Origin of the sequence: Sphaerisporangium dianthi (assembly GCF_042654065.1) — a bacterium.
Lineage (GTDB): Bacteria > Actinomycetota > Actinomycetes > Streptosporangiales > Streptosporangiaceae > Sphaerisporangium > Sphaerisporangium dianthi.
Window position 1 is genome coordinate 1 of sequence record NZ_JBHSFP010000067.1, and the last position, 15753, is coordinate 15753.

11 protein-coding genes and 1 pseudogene are annotated in these 15753 nt (G+C 68.4%); 6 read left to right on the plus strand and 6 right to left on the minus strand.

The features are described from left to right. Positions 1-1947: glycoside hydrolase family 9 protein (locus ACFO60_RS39880; RefSeq protein ID WP_380852434.1), on the minus strand; the 1947-nt coding region annotated here is incomplete at its 3' end. Positions 1948-2116: 169 nt separating this feature from the next. On the opposite strand from ACFO60_RS39880, the gene ACFO60_RS39885 reads away from it, so the two are divergent. Further along, positions 2117-3178 (plus strand): LacI family DNA-binding transcriptional regulator, encoded by a 1062-nt coding sequence (locus ACFO60_RS39885; RefSeq protein WP_380852437.1) that lies wholly within the window; start codon positions 2117-2119, stop codon positions 3176-3178. Positions 3179-3187: 9 nt separating this feature from the next. Here the strand turns inward: ACFO60_RS39885 and ACFO60_RS39890 are convergent, their stop codons facing one another. From ACFO60_RS39890 to ACFO60_RS39900, 3 genes are all read right to left on the minus strand, one after another. Beyond that, positions 3188-4645 carry a cellulose binding domain-containing protein gene (locus ACFO60_RS39890; protein WP_380852439.1) on the minus strand — a complete coding sequence of 486 codons (1458 nt, stop codon included), beginning with the start codon at positions 4643-4645 and terminating at the stop codon, positions 3188-3190. Between the two features lie 387 nt (positions 4646-5032). Continuing rightward, positions 5033-6322 (minus strand): hypothetical protein, encoded by a 1290-nt coding sequence (locus ACFO60_RS39895; RefSeq protein ID WP_380852442.1) that lies wholly within the window; start codon positions 6320-6322, stop codon positions 5033-5035. A 123-nt stretch (positions 6323-6445) separates the two neighbouring features. Next, positions 6446-6625: a CGNR zinc finger domain-containing protein gene (locus ACFO60_RS39900; RefSeq protein ID WP_380852445.1), complete on the minus strand. Its 180-nt coding sequence runs from the start codon at positions 6623-6625 to the stop codon at positions 6446-6448. 275 nt (positions 6626-6900) lie between these two features. On the opposite strand from ACFO60_RS39900, the gene ACFO60_RS39905 reads away from it, so the two are divergent. The 3 genes from ACFO60_RS39905 (at position 6901) to ACFO60_RS39915 (ending at position 10983) form a co-directional block, all read left to right on the plus strand. Then, complete coding sequence (locus ACFO60_RS39905) at positions 6901-7830, plus strand: DMT family transporter (protein WP_380852446.1); 930 nt, start codon at positions 6901-6903, stop codon at positions 7828-7830. Between the two features lie 241 nt (positions 7831-8071). Then, positions 8072-9121 (plus strand): chemotaxis protein CheB, encoded by a 1050-nt coding sequence (locus ACFO60_RS39910; RefSeq protein WP_380852449.1) that lies wholly within the window; start codon positions 8072-8074, stop codon positions 9119-9121. 11 nt (positions 9122-9132) lie between these two features. Then, positions 9133-10983: a CheR family methyltransferase gene (locus tag ACFO60_RS39915; RefSeq protein ID WP_380852452.1), complete on the plus strand. Its 1851-nt coding sequence runs from the start codon at positions 9133-9135 to the stop codon at positions 10981-10983. A 139-nt stretch (positions 10984-11122) separates the two neighbouring features. On the opposite strand, the gene ACFO60_RS39920 is transcribed toward ACFO60_RS39915, so the two are convergent. After that, positions 11123-11716: a CBS domain-containing protein gene (locus tag ACFO60_RS39920; RefSeq protein ID WP_380852455.1), complete on the minus strand. Its 594-nt coding sequence runs from the start codon at positions 11714-11716 to the stop codon at positions 11123-11125. Between the two features lie 534 nt (positions 11717-12250). Between ACFO60_RS39920 and ACFO60_RS39925 the strand changes: the two genes are divergently transcribed. Together ACFO60_RS39925 and ACFO60_RS39930 are read left to right on the plus strand one after the other, a co-directional pair. Next, positions 12251-12619: a CU044_2847 family protein gene (locus ACFO60_RS39925; protein WP_380852458.1), complete on the plus strand. Its 369-nt coding sequence runs from the start codon at positions 12251-12253 to the stop codon at positions 12617-12619. Positions 12620-12693: 74 nt separating this feature from the next. Continuing rightward, the gene (locus ACFO60_RS39930; protein ID WP_380852461.1) at positions 12694-15504 is read left to right on the plus strand and encodes an nSTAND1 domain-containing NTPase; all 2811 of its coding nucleotides are present in this window, start codon (positions 12694-12696) and stop codon (positions 15502-15504) included. Positions 15505-15510: 6 nt separating this feature from the next. On the opposite strand, the pseudogene ACFO60_RS39935 reads toward ACFO60_RS39930, so the two are convergent. Further along, positions 15511-15753, minus strand: a pseudogene (locus tag ACFO60_RS39935) (glycogen debranching enzyme); the annotation flags it as partial.

A 15753-nucleotide genomic window follows, 5' to 3' on the forward strand; every position in this document is an offset into this window, starting at 1 on the left:
GGGGGGGGGGGGGGGAGGGGGGGGGGGGGGGGGGGAGGGGGGGGGGGGGGGGGGGGGGGGGGGGGGGGGGGGGGGGGACGGAGACGGGGAAGGGGAAGGGGACGGGCTGGGGCCGGTGCCGCCGGCCTTCTCCGAGGTCCAGGCGCCGATCCAGGCCAGGACCGCGTTCCAGTTGATGGCGACCTCGTTCACCGACCAGGCGTCGATGTCGTCCAGGTAGCACTTCTGCGGTCGGCAGCCGCCGAGGCGCTGCTGGGCGACAGGGTCCTGCAGGCCGCTGTTGGGGCCGCCGGCCAGGGCGCCGGCCGGTGCGATGGGCAGGGAGGAGTCGAGCTGGTTGGCCCAGAACCGGTGGTGGACGTTGCGGGAGGGCTTGTCGCCGTAGCCGGTGACGTAGGAGTAGCCGAGCGGGTTGCGGCCGAACTCATACGCCATCGTCTCGAACACCCCGGAGCGGAACCGCTCGGCGCCGGTGAAGTCGTAGGCCAGGGCCAGCAGGACGGCGTTGTTGAGGATCAGGTTGTTGGACCCCCAGATGTAGCCGCCGCCGGGAGGCTGGAACGGCACCGGGTAGCCCTGGCCGCGCATCATGTTCAGCAGCCCGTCGGCGGCTGAGACGAAGGAAGTGCGGAGCTGCTGGCCGATGGAGGAGGTCAGGCCGTTGGGCACCAGCGCCAGGGTGATGTCGCCCAGGCTGCCGACCTCCGCCCACTGGGCGCCCTCGGCTGTGAAGCTGCGCCCGTAGTACAGCGAGGAGGAGGTCAGGTCGGTGCGATAGGTCTGCTTGCCGGTGGTGGCGTACAGCTCGGCGGCGGCCCAGTAGAACTCGTCGGTCACCTTGGTGTCGGCGTAGGAGCCGCCGCCGGTGTCATCGGAGGCCGGAGGGAGCCGCGAGGGATTGGCCTTGGCCGCGGCGTAGGCCTTCTCCGCCGCGGTCAGGCAGCGGCTGGAGAACGCGGAGTCGATGGACGCCCACACCCGGGCGCACTGGGCGGCCGCGGCGGCCAGGTTCAAGGTGGCGGGGGTGGAGGGCGCCGACAGCACCCGGGTCTGCGGGTCCTGGGCGGGCAGCAGCGGCAGCCCGGTCCAGTTGGCGTCGTGGATCTTGTGGTGGGCCATGCCGGCCAGCGGGCGGCCGTCGGGGACCTGCATCTTCAGCAGGAAGTCGATCTCCCAGCGGGCCTCGTCCAGGATGTCGGGCACGCCGTTGCCGCGCTCGGGGATGGACATGGTGCCGTCGGCGAAGGCGCCGGTGTCGGCGCCGGGGATGTTCTTGGCCCGCTCGTAGACGTTGACCAGCTGCCAGGCGGACATGCCGCCGTTGATCACGTACTTGCCGTGGTCGCCGGCGTCGTACCAGCCGCCGCGCACGTCCAGCCGGTAGCCGCAGTCGCTGCGGCACGGCACGTTGTTGTCGCCCTGGTTGGGGGAGACGTTCAGGTGGCCGGCGGCGCGGGCGTACTGGCCGCCGCCGGCGTACTGGGAGGTGATCGCGATGCCGCTGCGCTGGTGGTAGAAGAACGCCAGCGCGTCGTAGGGCAGCTTCTTCCAGGCGGCGGTGCCGATGTCGAAGGGGTGGCTCGACTCGTTGTTCACGGTGAGCACGTAGTTGGTGCCAGTCCCGGTGTAGGACGAGAAATCGATCTTGTGGACGGAGTCGCCGGAGGGGGAGTCGGCGCCGAACACGGTCGTGGTGCCGCTTGCCACCACCTGGTCGGCACCGTCCAGCAGGCTCCAGGCCAGCGGCGATCCCGAGTTGCTGATCACGGTCGCCTGCTTGGCCGCGCCGGGCGTGTAGGCGACCTGGTTGACCTTGATGTTCTGGCCGAGCGCCGGTCGGGCGACGGCGTGGGCGGTTTCCGTGGTGGCGACCGCGGTGATCGATGCCGCGGCCAGGGCGGCGGCCAGCGCCGCCGCCGATAGCCGCAACCGGCCTGACGTGTTCACGTGGAGTCCTCCCGACCCATGCTGCGTAGGCTTCGCATCTTGGAACCCTCGGGCCGGAATGAGACAGCCGCCGCCATCGAAGAAAGCATTTCGTGCAGCTCATGGCGATATTTCCGGTGAATGATTCTGTAACTTTCACACCGTTTCCCGCGATCCGTAGAATCTCGGCGTGACCGCTTCCCCCCACGATTCGCACGCATCCCCGCGTCCCCGCCGGGAGGTCACGCTCGCGCACATCGCCAAGCTGGCCGGTGTTTCCGCCCCGACCGTCTCCAAGGTCATCAACGGCCATCCCGGGGTGGCCAGCAGCACCCGCCGCCGGATCGAGGACCTGGTCAAGGAGCACGGCTGGCGGCGCCGGCCGGACACCACCGAGTCCAGCGCGGTCGTCGAGGTCCTCTTCGAGTCCCTGGACAGCCTGTGGGCGCTGGAGCTGATCCGGGGCATGGACGAGGTCACCCAGGCCTACGGCATAGTCGTGGGGCTGATCGACATGCGCGGGCGGCGCTCTCCCCATTCGGGCTGGATCGACCAGGTGCTCGCCCGGCGCCCGGTCGGGGTGATCGCGGTCTCGGCCGACATCGGCGAACGGCAGCGCGCCAGGCTGGCCAGCCGCTCCATCCCGCTGATCGTGGTGGATCCGCGCGGCGAGCCCGACCACGGCGTCCCCTCGGTGGGGGCGACGAACTGGAACGGCGGTCTCTCGGCGACCCGCCACCTGCTGGAACTGGGGCACCGCCGGATCGCCATGATCAACGGCCCTGACACGTTGATGTGCTGCCGGGCCCGCCTGGACGGCTACCGCGCCGCCATGGACTCCGCCGGTGTCCCGGTCGATCCCGCCCTGGTGCGCACCGGCTCGCTGTATGTGGAGGGCGGCCGGGCCAATGGGAAGACGCTGCTGGAGCTGCCCGAGCCGCCGACGGCCGTCTTCGCCGCCAACGACCTTCAGGCGCTGGGGGTCTATCAGGCGGCCCACCGGGCCGGGCTGCGCGTCCCCGAGGACCTGAGCGTCGTCGGGTTCGACGACCTGCCGCTGGCCCAGTGGGCCGACCCGCCGATGACCACCGTGCGCCAGCCCCTGCGGCAGATGGGAACCGCCGCCGCCGAGATGGTGCTGGCCCTGGCCTCCGGCGGGGCCCTGGCCGAGGACCGGGTGGAGCTGGCCACCCGCCTGGAGGTGCGCTCCAGCACGGCCGCCCCGGCCCGGCCGCGGCGGCCTGGCCACTGACGGTTTCCGTCAGGGGGTGACGCCGATCTTGGGCGCGATGATGGGGGCGAGTCGGTTGGCGATCTTGATGTGGCCGGCGTCGTTGGGGTGGCCGTCGCCGTCGGCGTAGTCGGTGCCCGTCGTCAGCCAGCCCTCCGTGGAGATGTAGTGGACATTCGCGTCACCGGAGCCGTTGAGAGCGGCCACGGCCGCCTTGGTCTCGGCGACGTACCGCTTCTTGAAGGTCTCCATGGCGAACAGCGCGGCATTGGGATACTTGGCGCGGACGTTGCGCAGGAAGGTCGTGTACGCGGCCTGGAAGGCGGCGTTCGTGACGTGGTGCCCGATGTCGTTGGTGCCCAGATTGATGACGACGGCGTTGGCCTGGTACCGGCTGAAGTCCCAGGCGACCGTACCCGTGCTGCCGAGGTCGAAGAACTGGGAGCTGAGGCCGACACAGCCCTCCTGGGCGACCAGGCAGTAGCCCGCGCGGGCGATCTGCGTGTGCCGTACGCCGAGGCGTTCGCCCAGGACCCAGCCGTAGGCGCTGACGGCGAGCTTGGAGGACAGGTACCCCGCGGTGATGGAGTCGCCGACGAACTCCACCAGCTTCCCGGGCGCCGCCGGGATGTTCACGGTCGACGCGCCGCCGTCCAGGACGAGCCCCTGGAAGACGACGTCGCCGGAGCGGTAGGACACCCAGAGGGTGTGCGTGCCCGACCGTAGTGGCGTCGGGGTGAGGTTGACGGTGCCGGAGACGCCCGCGTAGAAGACGTCGGCGCCGCCGTCGATGCTGACGTAGATGTTGACCGCGGAGCGCTGCTTGATCTTGACGGTGGTGCCGGTGAAGGACGTCCGGATGTAGGCGCCGGCCCATTGGGGGACATGGGCGGAGTCCCAGCGGCCGACATAGGTGATGTTGGGGTCGCCCGGCTGGCCGTCCCCCTTGATCACTCCGGGGGCCGTGGGCGACGGACTGGCGGTAGGCGACGGGCTGGCGGAGGGCGACGGGGTCGCGGAAGGGGTCGGGGTCGGGGTCGCGGAGGGCGTCGGGGTCGCCGTGGCGCCGGTGCAGGTCACGCCGTTGAGGGCGAAGGACTCCGGGATCGGGTTGGTCGTGTCGTTCCACGAACCGTTGAAGCCGAACGCGGCGCTCGCGCCGGTCGCCAGAGCCGCGTTGTAGCCCGCGTCACCCGCTCTGACCTGGGCGCCGGCCTGGGTGAGGGCGGTGTTCCACGCCTGGGTGACCGTCTGCCCGGCGGTGAAGGACCAGGTGAGCGCCCATCCGCTGATCGGGTCACCCAGGTTGGTGACCGTGACGGAGGCGCCGAAGCCGCCTGCCCACTGGTCGGTCACCGTGTAGGCGACGCGGCATCCGGTGGCCGCCGACGCCGTGGGCGTGCCCCCCCACACGACGGACAGGGCCGCGGCGACGGCGAGGAAGGTCGTCATCGGACGGATGAAGCACTTGCGCGACGTGAGAGGCATCACGACTCCTGACGAGTGCGGTCCTGCCGTGGCATCGGACGCTTCATGGGACTGTCAAGCGGCCGGCCGGTATGTCGCGGCGAAGCAAATACGACGCATACGGGACCGTCAAGTGGCGGCCCACGCTTCCACGCGCTCCTATCTGCCCTTACTGCGGGCGGCCGCATCGCGCGGCGGCTCACTGCTTGAAAATTTCACCGGCCGCTCCGGCGGCCCGGCCCTTCGGCCGCGAGTCCGTCGCGTCGCCGAAGGGCCGGCCTCGAACCGGCGGGCATTCCCGATTCGGCGCGTCGCCGGCGACAGCGTCCGGGCCGTCGTGAGTCGCCCGCGATCGACCGGCGGTCAGGTTGCGGCGGCGCGATGTGATCGGCCGGCATTGCGGCAGGGTCATGAGACGTGCGAGGCGAGCCTGCCGCCGTTCCGGCGCCGGTATCGCCGCGCGAGCGCGGGCACCCATGGCGCGGCGCCGAGAGCCAGGAGCAGTGACAGCAGTGGGAGCCGCCACCAGGGCGAGACGCTCGCCGGGGGCGGGTACGGGGCTCGCGCCACCCATGGGCGGGCGGTCTTGGACCAGGCCAGGAACGCGTCACCGATCGGAAGCAGGCCGAAGGCGTAGCGCTTGGTCCACGGGGTGTCCAGGGGCAGGCCGGCCAGTTCGCCGTAGCCGGCCAGCGCCCCGGCGAGCGGTGCGTCGCCGTGGACCTGGGCCGCGCCGAGGGTGACCGCGGTCGCCGCCAGGCTCACGCCGAGCGGGAGCGGGCCGGAGTCGACGTCGGCGGGACCGTCCGTTCCGTCCGGGTATTCGCGTACGGCCGGTCCGAGGCCGAGTGGCGAGCGGACGTACAGGTCGCGGAAGCGCAGGTACTGCCCGGCGCCGAAGGCCGGGTCGATCTCGGGAAGGAAGCGGTGGACGATGCTCTGCGAGGTGCCCCTGGCCACCTCGATCGGCTCGCCGGTCGCGGCGTCGGCCTGGTGCGGAATCAGGCCGGTGCGCGGGTCCAGCCGTTGACGCACCTCGCCGAGCCACCGTTCGGCGGTTCCGGCGAACCGGGCCGGCAGCAGCGTGTCGTGGAGCCGCAGCGACGCCATCGCCACGGTCGAGTCGACCGGCCAGGCCTGGCCCGGGTAGGCCGCCAGGTACGGCGACGCGGAGGCGTCGAACGCGGCGCCGAGCGCGGCCGAATCGTCGGCGAACCGGCGCAGTTCGCCCGGATCGCGTCGCTCGTCCGGCTGAAGGCTCAGCACCCCGCCGCGCAGCCAGTTCGTCCAGCCTCGGTAGAAGACGCCGTACGACGGTTCCAGCGTCCCGCTGAACGGCGCGCGACCCGAGGGCGAGTCCAGCCGCGCCAACGCCCATCGCGCTTCCCGTAACGCCTCGGGCCGCTTGGACGCCGTACCGCGCATGCCGAGGTCCACCCAGCTCAGGCCGTACAGCACATGAAGGAAGAAATACCCTTCCGGGAACAGTCGCTGCGCCGCCTCCCCGGCTCCGTCGTTCAGCTCCGCGCGGAGGAACGCCAACTGCCGCCGGACGCCGGGAGGCTCACCGGCGATGCCGGAGGTCGCCGGCAGGACCAGGCGGACCGCGCCCACCAGTGCGCAGACGCTGACCACGATGGCGATCGAGCGGCGCGACCAGCGGAGCGCCCGGCGCGCTTTCTGCGGGGGCTGAGGCATCTCGTGATCATAGGTCCGGCCTGGCACAGCAGGGGAACGGGTGGCCAGGCGGGTCCCGGCTCCAGACGCCGCGCGCTATGTCGCAGGGAAGATCGAGGGGATGCGGCATTCCCCGGACTCCGGTCAAGGAGTCCGGGGAATGCCGGCGGTCGCCGATTCGACCTGCCGGCGCCGGTAGCTTTTCGCCTTGGACTTGTTGCCGCAGGTGGCCATGTTGCAGCAACGTCCGGTCTTGTCGCCGGCGTGGTCGTAGAACGCCCACTGACAGTGTTGAACGCCGCCGCAGCGGCCGGGGCCCGACATGGGGCCGGACCTTCTCGCAGTACGGCGCGGATCGCCTCCCGCAGCCTGACGGCTTACGCGATGTCGGCCTGTATCGATAGAAACCGACGGCGACGGGAAGTGGATCGGGTATGCGGACCGAGTGCGACGCAGGCGGAACCGAAGAGCGGACGGCGCGGCGACGCCCGTACGGGCTGGGCTCGAACGCGAGAGCGGCCCGATTCACGACCCGGGTTCGGCTGAGCCGAGCGCCTCGGAAGAGTGGTCCTGATCGGCCGGCGCGTGCGGTGTTCGGGGTGTGTCTCATCGTGGCGTCGGCCGCCTGCTTCGGCGCCATGGCGATCTTCGCGAAGGTCGCCTATGCGAGCGGCGCCGATGTCCACGGGGCGCTGCTGGTGCGGTTCGGCGTCGCCGCCGTCGTTCTGCTGGCGGTGATGGCCCTCACCTCGTCGTCATGGCCGCGAGGGCGTGATCTTCGACTTCTGGTGGCGATGGGGGCGGTCGGCTACGTCGGGCAGTCCTTGACCTACTTCACCGCGCTGACCCGGATACCCGCCGGGCTGGTGGCCGTGCTCTTCTACACCTATCCGGTGCTGGTGGCGATCTGCGCCGCCGTTCTCGCCCGCCGCATGCCGGCCATGCTCACCCTGGGCGCCTCCGGCGCGGCGACCCTGGGCGTCGCCCTCGTCGCCGGGCCGAAGCTGGAAGGCGACCTGCCGGGCATCGTTCTCGCCGTCGCCGCCGCCGTCATCTACACCGGGTACATCCTGGCGGGTGGCCGGCTGCCGGGCGGTACCGGACCGCTGGCCTCGACCACCATCGTCTGCCTGGCGGCCACGTCGGTCTACGGCGGCGCGTGGCTCGCCCACACCCCGTCGTTCCCCAGCGGGATCACAGGCTGGTCGGCTGCGGCGGCGACCGCCGTGGTCTCCACGGTCATCGCCATCGTGGCCTTCTTCGCCGGCCTGCGCCTGCTGGGCGCCGCACCCTCAGCCGCGGTCTCCAGCACCGAACCGGTGGTCACCAGCGTGCTGGCGTTCCTGGTGTTCGGGGAACATCTGACGCCGGTGCAGATCGTGGGCGCCGTACTCGTGTGCGCTTCGGTCCTGGGAGTCGCCGCCACGAGCGGACGCAGCCCGGCGCCGCCCTCGCCGCCTCCCCCCTCCCAGAGAACTTCCGCCGGAGTGGCGGCACGAAGATCGCCGAATGACGTGGACGATCAATGATCGGTATAACCGATATGAGCTCCGATCAGAGTGCTCGCGATGAAGCCCATCTTCGCGTAGGCCGTTCGCGGATGCGTGCGGCCGGCGCGTATAGGTCATTCCCTGATGGCGACCCGTTGAGGCGATGAAACCATTGCCTGGGCGCTTTACGGCATTTAGCGGCTAATGCCTATCTGCTCGTGCACGGGAGAAATCTGATTTGGCTGTGCACGGGAGCCCGTATCGGGGATAGGGTCTGATCGTGGAGGATCTCTCCGGCCGAGATCTCGTGGTCGTCGCGGCTTCGGCAGGCGGTGTTGAGGCGCTGCGAACACTGCTCGGCGAGATTCCGGCCGGCCTGCGAGCCGCTGTATTGGTCGTCCTCCACATATCCCCCCGGTCGGGCAGCGCTCTGGCGGGAATCCTCGACCGCGCCGGCCCCTTGAAGGCCGCGAGCGCGGAGCACGGCGAGATCCTCGAACACGGCAGGGTTTACGTCGCCCCGCCGGACCACCATCTTCTGGTGGGCGGTGAACAGGTGGCCCTTTCCCGCGGCCCCCGCCACCACGGGCATCGGCCCGCCGCGGATCCGCTCTTCCTCAGTGCCGCCCTGGCGGGAGGGCCGCGTACGCTCGGCGTGGTGCTCAGCGGAACCTTGGACGACGGCGCCCGAGGCTGTGCGACGGTGGAACGCCTGGGCGGCGCCGTGGCGGTGCAGGACCCTGATCACAGTGCCTTCGACGGCATGCCGCGAGCGGCGCTGGCCGTGACGCGGCGACCCTACGTCGGGTCCGTCAAGGCGATCGCCCGGTGGATCGCGCGAGAGAGTGTCACCCCGGTCGAGGCGGAGGCCGCGACGGCGGACGCGGAGACCGAGCGAGAGGTGTCGCTGTTCCTGTCGGCCACTCAACCCGACCCCGGGCCCGACGGAAGGCTCAGCGTCTTCACCTGCCCCGACTGCAACGGACCGCTGTTCGAGGCGGACGACAGGGGACGGCCTCGCTACGCATGCCTGGTGGGGCACGCCTGGTCGATCGAGAGCATGGTCGATGGACAGTCGGAAGCGGTGGAACGCGCCTTCTGGGTCGCGATCCTCCGGTTGGAGGAGCGCATCCGGATCATGGACCGCATGGTCGTCTCCACCGAAGGGAAGGGGCAGCTGAACTCGGCCCGCCGCCTGCGGGAACGGGCGCGGCAGGACAAGGACGCGCTGCGAACGCTGCGCGAGCTCCAGATGAAGATCAAGTCCGTCGACGGGGGGCTGTCGTCCGGCCACGACGAGGCCTCCCGCGGGCACGGGCATCGCGGATAGGCTGCCAGGCCATGAGCGATCAGGAACGGGACCTGGACGAACTCCTTCTGATGCTCAAAGAGACGCGGGGATTCGACTTCACCGGTTACAAGCGGGCCACCCTGCAGCGCCGGGTCAACCGCCGGTTGGAGGCGCTCGACCTCCGAGGGTACGAGGAGTACCGCGATTATCTCGAACTGGAACCGGACGAGTTCGGCAGGCTCTTCGACAGCCTGTTGATCAACGTGACGGCCTTCTTCCGCGACCCCGCGGCCTGGCAGGTCCTCAGATCCGCCGTGATCCCGTCCATACTGACGGCCAAAGGGGCCGACAAGGCGATCCGTGTGTGGAGTGCCGGATGCGCGACGGGAGAGGAGGCGTACAGCCTCGCCATGCTGCTGGCGGAGGAACTCGGCGTCGAGGAGTTCCGGAGCCGCGTGAAGATCTATGCCACCGACCTGGATGAAAAGGCCCTCAACATCGCCCGCGCCGCCGTCTACACGGGACGTCAGCTCACGGACGTCCCCGAGCACCTGCGCGAGCGCTACTTCGAGACGGTGGACGAGGGTTTCGCCTTCCGCAGAGATCTGCGTCGGCAGGTCATCTTCGGCCGCAACGACCTGACCCGGGACGCCCCCATTTCGCGGGTCGACCTCCTGCTCGCCCGCAACACGCTGATGTACTTCAACACCGAGACGCAGGCCGGCATCGTGCGGCGCTTCCATTTCGCGCTCACACGACTCGGCCACCTCTTTCTCGGCAAGGCCGAGATGCTGCTCGACCACGGCGACAAGTTCGAGCCGGTGAACCTCCGCATGCGCCTGTTCAAGAAGATCGGGCACACGCAGGCGCCCGGCCGGCTCTCCTGGACGCCCGAATCCGTCCTCACCTCAGAACCGCTGAAGCGCGTGTCCCAGCTCCAGACCGCCGCGCTGGCCTCGGGCCCCGTCGCGCAGATCGTGGTCGACCGGTCGGGAAATCTCGCGCTCGTCAACTCACGGGCCGAGGCGCTGTTCAACCTTCACCCGCGCAACGTCGGGCGTCCCTTCCAGGACCTGGAGGTGTCGTATCGCCCGGCGGAGCTGCGGTCGGTGATCGAGCAGGTGGAACTCGAGCTGCGGCCCATCGAGTTACAGGACGTCGGCTGGCACCGGCCTGGCATCGTGGACGCCGGGGTCTTCCAGATCTCCGTCGTTCCCCTGCAGGACTCCGGCGGCGAGCTGGTCGGGATGGCGATCAGCTTCCAGGACGTCACCCGGTACCGCAGGCTCCGCGAAGACCTGGAGAAGGCCAACAGAGAGCTGGAACACGCCTACGAGGAACTGCAGTCGCTGAACGAGGAACTGGAGACGACCAACGAGGAGCTCCAGTCCACCAACGAGGAACTGGAGACGACCAACGAGGAGCTCCAGTCCAGCAACGAGGAACTGGAGACGATGAACGAGGAGCTCCAGTCCAGCAACGACGAACTGCAGCAGATCAACGACACCCTCAACGCCCGCAGCGGGGAGCTCGACCGCGCCAACAGATTCGTCGCCTCGGTCGTCCGCTCGCTGGGCGAGGCGGTGATGGTGATCGACACCGAACTTCGGGTGCTCATGTGGAGCCCGGGAGCGGAGGAACTGTGGGGCCTGCGCGCCGACGAGGCCGCGGGACGGAACCTGCAGTCACTGGACATCGGCCTCCCCCTGGAGAGGATCGCCTCGGAACTGCGTCACATGGTCGACGGCCGCACCTGGACCCCGCCGGACGGCCAGGAGGCCCTGGCCGTGGAAGCGGTCAACAGGCGCGGCCACCCCACGAGACTGAAGGTGACGATCTATCCCCTTCACGAGGACGAGACCTCCGTCCAAGGCCTGATCCTCGTCATGGACGTGCTCTGACCTCCCGCGCGTCCGCGGCAGCCGCCGGCTTGTTGACCGTGGCCGCTGCCTGACTCCTGAGGAGCCGCACGGGACGTCACATCCGCCGGCTCTATGCGTCTGCCGTCGAAGGGGAGCGGAGAAGGACGGGCCACTCCACTCAGCTGTGGCGGACCCGGCTCACCCCTGGGACCGTTCGTGCAAGCAGGTCGGCGATCTGGTCGAGGTGCTCGCCCGCGTGGCCGCGCAGTTCCACCTCACCCTCCTTGACCGTCACATCCCAGGAAGGTCCAGAGGGGAACTGTTCGCGTAGCGCCTCGGCGACGGTCTCCTGGAGGGTCTCGTCGGAAGCGGCGAGCATCGCCATGAGGTCGCGCCGGCTCACCATTCCGACCACCTGTTCATCGCGCAGGACCGGGACGCTCTTCACCATTCTTGCGATCATCAGGTCGACGAGGACCGTGGCATCGGTGGTCTCGGTCACCGTGACGACGTTGGTGGACATCACGCTGCCGACCTGTCGGGGAGCGGGTTCTTCGAATGCCCTGATCACGAGGTGACCGGCTCGGGGATCGGGATCGAACGCTCCGCACAGCAGGTCCATCTCGCTGACGATTCCCACCAGCTCTCCGTGGTCGCCCAGTACCGGGGCCGCGGTGATGTTCTTGCTGTAGAGCCTTCGGATCGCCCGCCGTATCGAGTCCTCTCGGCGAAGGGTGACGACAGTGGTGCTCATGACCTCGTGGACGAGCATGTTCGCCTCCGGGGTGGGCCGTGACGATCAGGCATGTGAATCATGCCGTGTGTCCTCTTCATCGAACCCAGGCGACAGATCGGGGACGAAGAGACCGAGGACCCTTCCTACCGGGACATTCGGCCCGCCTGAGCGTGCAAGCCTCGGTCATGGGGCGGGGAGGGCGTGTGGGCCATTGGAAGTCCGACTTTCCAGCGGCGATGGCTCCCCCTCCTCTCCGGGTGTCCCATGCTTTCGCGCGAGGAACGAGAAGGATCTGTTCGGCGACGTGTCTTCGACGGTTCCGGGAGAGGAGGGGCGCTGGGGCTCTAGATCGGGTTCATGGGTGACCGTGGTAGGAGGCGGAGGGTGATCATCTCGGCAGGCCGAAAATCAGCGTCACCACTGGATTCGTGTCAGAGCCGAAAACTCTGCGGTCCCGGACCGAGGCGGGACTGCGACTCATTGACACGTTGGGCGTGCCATGGTCTTTTGGGATGTGGTGCTGAGCTTCTTTGATCCGTTTCCAGGTCGGACGGGATGGAGAGAAATAGCGTGACGGAGTTGGTTCGCATCTCGCTGGATAACGGTGGCACTGTTGTGGCGGAGGTGGACAGGTCGGATATTCCGAGCGACAGCGTAGTGCTGGCCGCGGTGGAGCCGGGAAGGGCGGTCGCACACGTATCACGAGTCCTGGAGGGAAGTTTACAATCGATCCGGCCGGCGATCGCCGGACTCATCGATGTTCTCAAGGATTCCGGTCCGGATACGGTGGCGGTCGAATTCGGGATCAAACTCGGCGGGGAGACCGGAGTCATCCTTGCGAAAGGAACCGCAGAGGTCACTTTCAAGGTGAATCTGGAGTGGAGACGATCCGCGGGGGAGGCGGAGGCCCACGCAGGGGAGACCGGAGAAGAGTCTTGACAGCCGGGTCCGGCACCGGGATCGTGCGATTCCGCTCCGCCGTCACTGGCGATGTCGTCGGTCATGGTGTTCTTGTGGATGACGAACATGTGGTGACGTGCGCCCATGTCGTCAACGCCGCGCTGGGTCGGGTTCTCACCAGTCCGGACAGCCCGTTGGGAAAGATCGTCCGAGTAGAGTTTCCTGTCGCCGGGTTGCTTGTGTCCGTGCCTCCGGAGCGCCGAGCGCGGGTGGAGGCCTGGGCTCAGCCGGGGAGTGCGTTCGACGGTGTCGATGTGGCCGGTCTGACGTTGGTCAATGAGCCGCGACCGGCGGATGCGACCCCGATAACACTTGCCCGTGAGCAGGACTCGGCTGAAGTGGTCTTGTTGTACGGCCCTGTCGCCGATCGTCCCGGCGGCTGGGTACGGGCGCGGATGTTCCCACTCGTTACCCCGCACCGACAGCAAATCCAGCAATATGCGCAAGGCGTGTTCGTGGCTCGGCCGGGTTTCAGCGGCACCCCTGTGGTGGACCAGGGTTCTGGCCAGATGCTGGGACTGCTGGTGTCTACTGCCGCCGGGCGTGAGGACACCGACGTCTACGCCATTCCGCTGTCCAGCGTGGTGGCGGCATGGCCGACGGTGCTGGCCTCCATGCCGCCCTCACCTTACAAAGGACTGGAGGCTTTCGGTGTCGAGGACCGGCACCTCTTCTTCGGACGAAGCGGCGACACCGAGGCACTCGAACGCGCTGTCGGGCAGTGCGGGCTGGTGGCGCTGGTGGGAGCCTCTGGGGTGGGCAAGTCGTCCATGGTGCAGGCGGGGCTGATCGCCCGGATCCGGGATCAGGCGGCGGGTTGGAGCATCGTCACCATACGTCCACGGCCGAACTTGTCGATGGCTTTGGCAGCCGGATTCGCCCGGATGTCCGGAGCACGGGTTCCCGTGGCGCCGGACGACTTGGAAGCCTGGCAGCATCGCATCCATCGAGACGGTCTCGTTCGGGCCGCTGAAATGGTCCGCGCCTCTGCTGGGAGCGATCGTCTCCTCCTTGTGATCGATCAGTTCGAGGAGATCCTTCAGAGCGAATCGCTTGAGAACGATGCGTTGCTCCTTCAACTCGCCGGCCTGGCCGAGGAGCGGCATCCTTCATTCGTCGCCGTACTAGCCCTTCGTGAGGATGCTTTCGGCGCGTTCTTCGTACGTCACGCTGACTTCGGTGAATGTCTACGCGACAAAGCCATCGCACTACGGGGGATGGACGCGGCAGAACTCGCCGAGGCGGTCCGTGCACCCGCCGCACTGCGTGGGGTGACGATCGCCGACCGACTGGAGGAGAAGCTGGTGAGGGCGGTGGCGGAACGTCCCGGGGCGCTGCCGCTTCTTGAGTTCTCACTGGACCAGATGTGGCGGGCCCTGAGGCCCGGACAGAAGGTGTTGTCATTCGATGCTTACGAGGAGATCGGAGGGCTGGACGGGGCCCTCGCAGCCCACGCGGACGTCATTTTCCAGTCACTCAACGACGCCGAGCGGGTCATCGTGCCCCGTCTCTTCCTCAATCACCTCATCTCGCCCGAACAATTCGATATACGCCGTGTCGCCCGCAGAGCGGATATCCCGCCGGGTGAATGGCCCGTTGTCGTCGCCCTCGCAAACGAGCGGTTATTGACGATCAGTCGTCGCGAGGACGGAGATGAGACGGTCGAAGTCGTCCACGAGGCATTACTGCGGGCATGGGACAGGTTGCACACCTGGCTCGACGCTGAAAAGCCGTTTCGCGAATGGCGACGCCAGTTACACTACGCCATGGAACCGCAGCCGGGCGAAGACGATGCGGAGTATCTTACCGGTTCCATGCTCGCGGCCTCCCTTCGATGGCTGGAGGAACGGCCCACCGACGTGAATCTCGAAGAGCGCCGTTTCATCGAGGCAAGCGGAGCACGGCGGGATGAGGATGAGTATCGTTACCGGCTGCTCTACCGTCGATCATTGGCACGAACGCTCGCAGCAGCAGCCGAGACCGTGCGGGACGAGGTGCTCTCGCTTCTTCTCGCGGTGGAGGCGCTCGAACGATCCTCGGATGCCGCGACCGATCGCCTCGTACGCAGCCGCCTGCGGCGCTTGGGGGGCAGCGAGATCGAACGGATCTCCGTGAAGGAACGGGAGACGACCGCCTTCACGCGAGCCCGGAATCGTCTAACGCTCGACGACTGGGGCAAAGGGCCCAGCCCGGCGGATCACTGGAAGCTCGGCGGCGATGGCCCGAGCCTGTGGCTCGATGGGCGTGGCCGGGTGAGCGCCGGCTGGGCCGACGAGGAGATGATCGGCATCCCGATGTCCGCCCCTGCGATCGCCGTGGCCTATTCGCCTGATGTGAGGGTGGCCTGCCTTGCGACCGAGGAAGCCGGTGAACTGCTCGTCTGCCAGATCACCGACGTTGTGGACATCATCGGCAGGCGCACTCTCGGCATTCCTGTGACGTGCGTCGCTTTGAACGACGGCGCGGATTTGCTGGCCGTGGGGTGCGATGACCATACCGTTCGTTTCATGCATGCCGCCGGAGGGCTTGAGGAGGTGGCACGGATGCCCTGCGCGGGCTTCATCCAGGACGTGGACATCAGCGCAGACGGCAGACGAGGCGCAGCTCTCACGCACGGCAGGATCACGATCTGGGATCTGGTCGCCGTGGAATTGGAAGCCGATGCCCGCGGTGATAGAGGCGACAGGCGGGTCGTGTTCACAAACATGCAAGATCACGTGATCATCGGTAGCAGGGATCTCCCGGTAGGCAGGATCCCCATCAGCGGAAACGCTCTTGCCGTCTGGGCCAGGCGGGTGGCCGGCCGTAGCCTTACTCCCGAGGAGTGGCGTCGCTATGCCGGTAGCAGTGAGGATATGGACTGAGCGACCTCAGGCGCGGCGCAGCACCCGGATCGATCTGCCCACCACCTCGACCTCTTCTCCTGAGTGGTGGAGCTTGGTGTCGATGGCGATCGGCACCGCGGTGTCGATCTCGGGGACCCACACGTCACCGAAGTCCTTCGGGATGGTGAAGCGGATGGTCTCGTGGTGGGCGTTGAACATCAGCAGGAACGAGTCGTCGACGACCCGCCGGCCGCGGCGGTCGGGCTCGGTGATGGCCTCGCCGTTGAG

Coding starts and splice junctions, on each gene's coding strand:
- ACFO60_RS39915 (WP_380852452.1), top strand. CDS start 9,133: ATGAGCGATCAGGAACGGGACCTGGACGAACTCCTTCTGATGCTCAAA.
- ACFO60_RS39890 (WP_380852439.1), bottom strand. CDS start 4,645: ATGCCTCTCACGTCGCGCAAGTGCTTCATCCGTCCGATGACGACCTTC.
- ACFO60_RS39920 (WP_380852455.1), bottom strand. CDS start 11,716: ATGCTCGTCCACGAGGTCATGAGCACCACTGTCGTCACCCTTCGCCGA.
- ACFO60_RS39900 (WP_380852445.1), bottom strand. CDS start 6,625: ATGTCGGGCCCCGGCCGCTGCGGCGGCGTTCAACACTGTCAGTGGGCG.
- ACFO60_RS39895 (WP_380852442.1), bottom strand. CDS start 6,322: ATGCCTCAGCCCCCGCAGAAAGCGCGCCGGGCGCTCCGCTGGTCGCGC.